The following is an 8,400-nucleotide window of genomic DNA, read 5'->3' on the forward strand; positions in this document are numbered from 1 at the left end:
TGTTGCTTATTGATTTGATCAACTTTATTTACTACTAAAATAACTGGTGCTTGCGTACTTTGCAAGCGCTCCATAATATAGAGCTCACCGGCACCAATATTTTCGGTAGCATCAACCACAAATAAGATCACATCTACTTCTTTTAGCGTATTTTCTGCTGCTTTAACCATGTACTCGCCGAGCTTATGCTTCGGTTTATGAATCCCTGGGGTATCAATAAATAATATTTGAGCATCATCTTGGGTCAAGACACATAAGATTTTATTTCTGGTTGTTTGTGGTTTGTCGGACATTATTGCAATTTTTTGTCCAATTAAACTATTAATTAGTGTTGATTTCCCTACATTTGGTCTTCCAATAACGGACACAAAGCCTGATTTGTAATTATTACTCATATTAAAACTCCTATCATCATTATAAATGTTTTTTAGTAAAAGAATGTGGCAACAACTCTTCTAATGTAAATTTAGCTATATCACCTTGTAAATTAGCTAAAATAATCTCCTGTATATTAAATTCAGCTAAAACTTGTCTACAGGCACCGCACGGCGGTGTTAATGCACTGCTATCAGCGACAATACAAATTTTTCTAAGGTTAATTTCACCTTCGGAAACAGCTTTGAAAATAGCGCTTCTTTCAGCACAATTAGTTAAACCGTATGAAGCATTTTCTACATTACATCCAGTGTAAACTTTGCCACTTTCCGCTAATACCGCTGCCCCTACTTTAAAATTAGAATAAGGGGCATAAGCTTTAGTTCTAACATCTTGTGCTAACTTTATTAGTAATTCATTATTCACGATTAATCCCCAACTTCGTTAAAATATATTCCTCTTCTTGGCGCATTTCAATTCTATCAGCTTCTTCGATATGATCATACCCGAGCAAGTGCAAAATACCATGTACTGTTAAAAAAGCAATTTCACGTTCTATGCTATGACCATATTCTTCAGCTTGAGATTTAGCAGTATCAATTGATATTATAATGTCACCCAATAAATTTTCTGCCGGTCCATCAATAATCTCCGGTTCATCACCTTCATTAAGGGCAAAGGACAGAACATCCGTAGCACAATCTTTATTACGATATTTTTTATTCAAAGTATGGATATATGCATCAGAAACCAATACTACACTTACTTCAGAGTTTTCCTCTAAACCATAAAGTTCAGATACTTTCGCCAATACTTTATTAATAATTTTTTCAAACTCTTCATTTTTATAACTAGAGTCATCTTCATAACTCAATAATATCTCCATATTATTACCTCGCTTCAGTTTCAACTATGTTTTCCGGATATTCAATTCTAGAATGAAACATACTTGATAATATTTTTATATAAACGGTAGCAACAACCATCAGTTCTTTCATACTAATATCACACTCATCAAATTGTCCATCATTTAATTTTTGATTTATTATTTTATGAACCATATTATCAATTTTATTATTGCCATGATTACTAAGCGACCTTACTGCTGCTTCACAAGAATCAGCTATCATTATTATCGCGGCTTCTTTAGTCAGCGGTTTAGGCCCGGGATAGCGATAATCATCTTTGTTAACATTATTTTCACCATATAAGCTAATAGCTTTAGCATAAAAAAAGCTAGCATAACTATTACCGTGATGTTGCTCCACAATATCAATAATATCTTGCGGAATTTTATATTCCTTACATAACGCCACACCATCTTTAACATGTGAAGTTAGAATAAGGGTACTAATTCCAGGGGTTAGTTTATCATGGGGATTGGCACTGCCAAATTGATTTTCGACAAAAAACCCAGCTCTTCTAATTTTCCCAACATCATGATAATATGCGCCCACCCTTACTAAAATAGCATCAAGACCAATTTCATTGGCTGCCGCTTCAGCCAGGTTACCAATTATCACACTGTGATGATATGTCCCTGGTGCTTCTAATAACAACCGTTGCAACAAGGGGTGATTAGATTGCCCTAATTCTATTAAGGTCAAGGGGGTCGTTATTTTAAAACTATATTCAAAATAAGGTAAAATACCGGTAGTAATTACGGCCGACAAAACACCACTTAGCGCTCCAAGCAACATTTCTAGCATTAATTCTTGATAATTGATTTGTGCTATCAATCCCGTTGAAGCTATTACAATTACATTGGCAATGCTAATAATAAGCCCCGTTTTAAGTAAACTATAACCATGGCTTGTTCGAACGACAGTATAAACACCAATTAAACTACTTAATAACACAAAGGCAATTACTCTGCTATCATATTCAATACCCATTCCTACCAAAAAAGCCACCACAATACTCGAAATCAAGGCAATTCTTGGTGTTATCAATATTGCAATTAATAATGCTCCCGCAGTAATTGGTGTTATAAAGTAATTATAATAATGTCCAAATTTCGCCATAAGCAAAGAAAAGAAAATAATTAACCATAGCAAAATCATTTTATTGTTATCATCATATATTTTATATTTAAATTTTCTTAAATATCCATCTAAAATCAACATCGAAAACAACATAAAGATCGCTGTACCCAAAAATTTACTTTTATCAATATTATTTTCATATAGGCCTAACTCTTTTATCGCATATAGTTGTTCGTCCGTTACAATTTCGCCCCGCCGCACAACAACCTGACCTTTAATAATATTTTTTCTTACCGGCTCAACAGTTTCAATGGCTTTATTTCTTCTATCATTGGTTTCTTTTTGATTTATTACCAAGTTATTTTTCAGTAAATTACTACAAATATCAGCAATAATCAACTTAATTTCAACTTCTGCATTAAGCTCATTGATATCTTTTAATAAATATTTTTTATTAAGTTCTAAGTCCTTATCACTAATACCTCGTTGTAGGTAATTTTCCAATAAAAGCTTACTATTAAGATAAATAAAACTTTTGTCGTTATCATTTTCCGCCAATAAAACCTTACGGCTATTTTCACTTAAAAAAAGTTGATTTTCTTTTAAAAAATTTTTTAACCTAGTTTCACTATCAGCTGATAACAAATCTTCACTTGTCACCACCTTGCTTTCCGCTAACAGATTAAACAATCCATCCAGTTTACTAATAGTTCTCGGTAAAATATTTATATCAAAATCATATACATCAACAACAGTTGATAACATTTCATTTTTCAGTTCAGTAGTTTTCACTTCATCAATATAAGAAATGGTTTTAGGCGCAACAATATCACGATTACTGACATCTCCCACAACAAAATCAATTTTAGCAGTTGCAAGATCAATAAAAATTACCACCATAAACAATAGAAAGAAAAAAAACAACGTAATTTGATTTTTCATCTTTTCATATTGAAAATAATTTATATTTTCTTTTATTTTATTGATGATAGATTTCAGCCCGGTCATAATATTCCCTCCACCCTTTAGGTAAAGTGCTAATTATTATCATATTGCTGATAAGCTCTAATAATTCTCGCCACAACTTCATGTCTGATAACATCAGCATCATCAAACATTATTGTTTTGATCCCTTCAACTTGATGTAGCACATATTTAGCTTCTGCCAACCCTGAAATAGTCCCTTGTGGCAAATCCGTTTGCGATAAATCTCCTGTTATTACCATTTTAGAACCAAAGCCCAATCTTGTTAAAAACATTTTCATTTGTTGCGTTGTTGTATTTTGTGCTTCATCCAAAATAACAAAAGAATTTTCTAAAGTCCGCCCTCTCATATAAGCCAGTGGTGCAACTTCAATAATATTTTTAGCCATAAATTTTTGAAAAGTTTCCACTCCTAAAATATCATATAACGCATCATAGAGTGGTCGTAAATAGGGATCAACTTTTTCTTGCAAATCGCCCGGCAAAAATCCTAGTCTTTCTCCTGCTTCAACTGCTGGTCTAGTTAAAATTATTTTTTCAACCTCTTTGTTTTTCAGCGCTATCACCGCCATTACAACTGCCAAATATGTTTTACCAGTCCCGGCCGGTCCAATTCCAAAAGTTATATAGTTTTTTTTGATTGCTTCCAAATAAATACTCTGCCCTACAGTTTTGGGCTTAACTTGTTTTCCTTTAGCAGTCACCAATACTACATTATTAAAGACCTTATTCAATAATTCTTGTTCGCCCTTTTTTATCAACTCAATGCAATATTTAACATCATGACTAGTAAGCTCACCAGTATTACGGTATAAATTTAACAATTCCATTAAAACTTTTTCAATACTTAAAACCTCATTATTATTACCTCTGACAACTACTTTATCGCCCCTACTAATAATTTTACTATCAAAGCTGTCACTTAAAATTTTAAGATATTCATCATTATAACCTAAAATTGCTAATGCTTCTTCTTGCTTATTAAATTCAATTGTTTTTTCTAAATGTCTTTGCAATAAAATAGCCTCCTTGCGCTATCAGGGAAATAAACAAATCCTTTTATTTTAATTCGACATTTTAATCTTTATTCCTCTAGTAAAAAATAAAGAGGTTATTCACGATATCTGCATAATCAGTAAATAACCTCTCTATTTTTTACGCTATAAATATTTTACAATTTCACAATTCTCAATATGTGGTAATTGTGTGAATTTAGCCATCATTTCAATCGGATTACACTTATTATAATCTCTCAGCAATAATAATACTTTTATAAATTGTGCATGACTAAAAACCACCACTGTTTTATCAGTTAACGTCAACAATTTTTGATAAACAAAAGACGCACGTTTTAAGACCATAACAAAACTTTCTGCATTTTCACCGTCTTGATATAGCGGATCTAATATATTCCAATAATCTGTAACTTTTTCTTTAATATCTTCAATGTGTTTTCCTAAATAGCATGCCGGATTTAAATAGGCGAACTCTTGTACCGGCCAAATCTCAACTTTAGTATCATTATATTTTTCAATAGTATATTTCGCAGTTTCTCTTGCTCGTGTATAAGCGGAAGTTATGATAAGATCCGGTTTTGTGTTAATTTCTAAACTAACCTTATAAGCCTGTTGATAACCTTTTTCTGTTAATGGAATGGTGATATGATTATCGACAATACTGCCGGCATTCGCTAAACTCTCACCATGTCTTATCAGTAAAATCATGTTATCGCCTCATTATTATGTTTAAAATAAATTAACCTCATTATATTTTCACTAGTTCTACTAATATTAGTGTGAGCTTTAGCAAACAATTCTTGATCAGTAGAGTTTTGATCAATTATCCCAAAAACAGCACTAATTCCAGCTTGCTGTAAACACTCCACTCCAGCGCCGATTCTCCCCGTTAAGGCAATCACAAATTTATGATGTTTCATCGCTAATTTTGCTAGCCCTAACGGAGCTTTACCAAACGCGGTTTGCAAATCTAGTGAGCCTTCTCCCGTCCATATCAAATCAACATCTTTTATGATTTTCTCAAGTTGATAATGTTCAATGACAATATCAACGCCCGGTCTTAATTCAGCCTTTAACAAGGCATATAGCGAACTACCCAAACCACCAGCTGCTCCTAGCCCTTTTACTGTAAAAATATCTTCTTGACAATATGATTGTAACAACTTACCGTAATGCAGCATATTCTCCTCCAATACTGCCACAGCATTTTCCCCAGCACCCTTTTGCTCGGCGAAAACCTTACTGGCACCAAAATCACCGCACAAAGTATTTTGTACATCACAAGCAACTTCAATTTTTACGTTTTTTATTCTATGATCTAAGTTACTATCATCAATGATTTTGATTAAATGTAAATTTCCCCCACCCCAATTAACTTCTTGCAAATTAGCATCTTTAAAACTAATTCCTAGTGCTTGCATTGCGCCAACACCACCATCATTAGTCGCGCTGCCACCAATACAAATTATTATTTTTTTCACATCATGTTCTAAGCAAGCTTTTATTAACTGTCCGGTACCATAAGTTGTCGTTATTAGTGGATTACGATTTTGTAGCGATACCAACATTAACCCACTGGCTTTTGCCATTTCAATCACTGCTACTTTTTCAGACTTTATAATGCCATAAGGTGCCTTAATTTTATTTCCTATTGGGTCAAAGACTTCTTCATAAAAAATCTCGCCATCATTACCATTGATTAAAGCTTCCAAAGTGCCTTCACCACCATCAGCTAAAGGCTTACTAATAATATTAATTTGCGAATTGACCTTGGATATTCCTTCTGCCATAGCCATACAAACGGCAGTAGCACTTAGACTTTCTTTAAAAGAATCCGGTGCTAGTAAAATACTAAGCTGCTTTTGGCTCATCAATGTATATCCCTTCTTTAAATTTTCCTTCTTTGATTTTACCATCAACCGCCGTCAATTTGCCCCAACCATCATATTTTCCTTTGATAAAATCGCCCTCATATACACTGCCATTAGCATAAATAAGTTTACCTTTTCCCTGCATTAAATTATTAACAAAATCTCCTTCGTATACATCACCATTAGCCCAAGTATATTTACCCTTACCTTGCAATAAACCGCTTACTATTTCACCTTCGTATTTATCACCATTTTCATAATTTCTAACCACTTGATAAGCTTGATCCGGCGCTATTAAGTTCTCAACATTTTTATTATTGAGCGCATTATATTCTGCTGGGAAAAACTTTGGTGTTAATAGAAAAGTTTTTTCTACTTCACCCTGTCTTATCACAAATTCGGTAGGATTGGGATTAAACTTGTCCGGTATAATTCCTACCATAAATTTTTCTTTATTATCTTTGACTAAAGCTTTATTAATAGCAATAATAATATCGCCAACTTTTATTCCAGCTTCAGCAAAAGCTGAGCCCGGCCTTACCTCAGTAATAATATAACCATTCTTACTTTTTTCACCGTTTGAATTATAGCCATATAAATACCGACCATTAAAATATGCTTTTATTTCTTGCAAAAATCCCAATTCAGTTATTGCATTGCCAACCGGATAGGTTTGTCTAGCACCAGTTTGATTATTTATCGTTGTTACAACTTCACCTACAGCTAAAATAATATTATCACCGCTGGGAATTAAATTGTAAGTAACTCGACTTTCTTGCGTACCAGTACCAAATAGACCAATGTCAACGGTATTAATGTACAATAACACCATACTATATTCATTGACTGACTCAACACGAAAATTATGACCTTTCACCGTTAAATTAGCTAAAATATTTTCTTTAACAAGCTTCGGCGTCACATTATTGATAGTAAGACTGGCCGTAGCAAACGCCTGACTAACAAAGGACATTAACAATAGGACTAACACTATAACTTTTTTCATAAAAACGCCCCCTTATCTTATATTAAATTACGACTGTCTTTATTAATGCGTTTATTAATATACATTTGGGCATCAGCTCTTGCCAAAATTTCTTCGGTGGTTTCAATACTAGTATTATCATATTTTGCAATACCATAACTAATCAACATTTTATATGGTTTGTGTTCGTCCTGTATAATATTGTTAATTTTGTTAAGCATCCCTTCTGCTCTTTGGCTCGAATTAATTTCACCTTCAGCATTAACCACCATAACAATTTCATCACCTCCATAGCGAAATAAAAAATCATGTGCTGATAAACTTTCTTTAATTTTTTGTACTACCGTTTTAATATAATTATCACCTTCTTGATGTCCAAAAGTATCATTAACTAGTTTTAAACCATCAATATCGATAAAAACCACTACAAATTGTTCTTTATTTATTATTTTTTCTGTTAGCATTGCTAAACCTGTTCGTTTATTTAAAATTTTCGTCATCTCGTCAATGGTAGCTTGAACATATAGTTCTTCGGCTGATTTTTTTTGCACCGTTATATCGCTAAACCCTACTAAAATTGTATCCTGCTCTTCAAAACTAAGTTTGCAGGCTGATATTAACAATACTGTTTTTTCAAAATCATTTATTTTGAAATTAATTTCCTTATTTTTAAAATTACCTTCTGTTTTAATCTTTTTAAAAATTCCGCTGACTACTTCCTTGTTATTAGCCAAAAACTTTTTCATTTCAACTTTTTTACCGTCTTTTAGAAAAAAATCTTTGGCTGCAGTATTTACTCGCAATATTTTAAACTCTTTTTCCGAAAAAAGAATCAACGGCGTCGGTGCAATCTGAAAAATATTCTTTATATTCTGATAGCTTTTTTCCAAGTTATCAATAGCTTGTGCTACCGTCACCGTAGTTGGACGAAAAATAAATAAAATTTCTAATAATAACGTGATTAAAGCAATTCCTAATAAAGACATCTCCACTTTTTTTAAAATTGCTACTTTTTCATCAGCTTCCTTATTGTATTGAAAAACAATCAGATCCATCCCTTTCAGAAAGTCCACTTCATTTTCTTTAATTATATTAAGGTATGGCCTTATTTCTTCAGGTTTAGCACCATTAAGACTAAGTTCTTTGACTGTTTTTGCCGCCTCTAAAATGTTTAAAAATTGCGG

9 protein-coding genes are annotated in these 8,400 nt (G+C 32.8%); all 9 read right to left on the reverse strand.

Going from position 1 to position 8,400, the window contains the following annotated elements:
• A partial coding sequence (era, locus tag KBI38_07465; protein MBP8629895.1) for a GTPase Era occupies nt 1-395 on the reverse strand: 395 nt, incomplete at its 3' end.
• Between the two features lie 19 nt (nt 396-414).
• Nucleotides 415-801, reverse strand: coding sequence for a cytidine deaminase (locus KBI38_07470; protein MBP8629896.1), 387 nt, complete (start codon nt 799-801; stop codon nt 415-417).
• Entirely contained in the window at nt 794-1,261 is a 468-nt protein-coding gene (gene ybeY / locus KBI38_07475) for an rRNA maturation RNase YbeY (protein ID MBP8629897.1), read from the reverse strand. The genes KBI38_07470 and ybeY overlap by 8 nt, the downstream gene beginning before the upstream one ends.
• A gap of 4 nt (nt 1,262-1,265) precedes the next feature.
• The gene (locus KBI38_07480) at nt 1,266-3,368 is read right to left on the reverse strand and encodes an HDIG domain-containing protein (protein ID MBP8629898.1); all 2,103 of its coding nucleotides are present in this window, start codon (nt 3,366-3,368) and stop codon (nt 1,266-1,268) included.
• 29 nt (nt 3,369-3,397) lie between these two features.
• Complete coding sequence (locus KBI38_07485) at nt 3,398-4,360, reverse strand: PhoH family protein (protein ID MBP8629899.1); 963 nt, start codon at nt 4,358-4,360, stop codon at nt 3,398-3,400.
• 144 nt (nt 4,361-4,504) lie between these two features.
• Nucleotides 4,505-5,068 (reverse strand): histidine phosphatase family protein, encoded by a 564-nt coding sequence (locus KBI38_07490; GenBank protein ID MBP8629900.1) that lies wholly within the window; start codon nt 5,066-5,068, stop codon nt 4,505-4,507.
• A complete protein-coding gene (locus KBI38_07495) occupies nt 5,065-6,231 on the reverse strand; it encodes a glycerate kinase (protein MBP8629901.1) in 1,167 nt (388 codons plus the stop codon). The genes KBI38_07490 and KBI38_07495 overlap by 4 nt, the downstream gene beginning before the upstream one ends.
• The gene (locus KBI38_07500) at nt 6,212-7,237 is read right to left on the reverse strand and encodes a PDZ domain-containing protein (protein ID MBP8629902.1); all 1,026 of its coding nucleotides are present in this window, start codon (nt 7,235-7,237) and stop codon (nt 6,212-6,214) included. Before KBI38_07500 ends, KBI38_07495 begins: the two co-directional genes overlap by 20 nt.
• A 17-nt stretch (nt 7,238-7,254) precedes the next feature.
• Nucleotides 7,255-8,400, reverse strand: a 1,146-nt coding sequence (locus KBI38_07505) for a GGDEF domain-containing protein (protein MBP8629903.1), incomplete at its 5' end; no start/stop codon positions are given.

Source organism: Negativicutes bacterium, assembly GCA_018052945.1.
Taxonomy (GTDB): Bacteria; Bacillota; Negativicutes; order JAGPMH01; family JAGPMH01; genus JAGPMH01.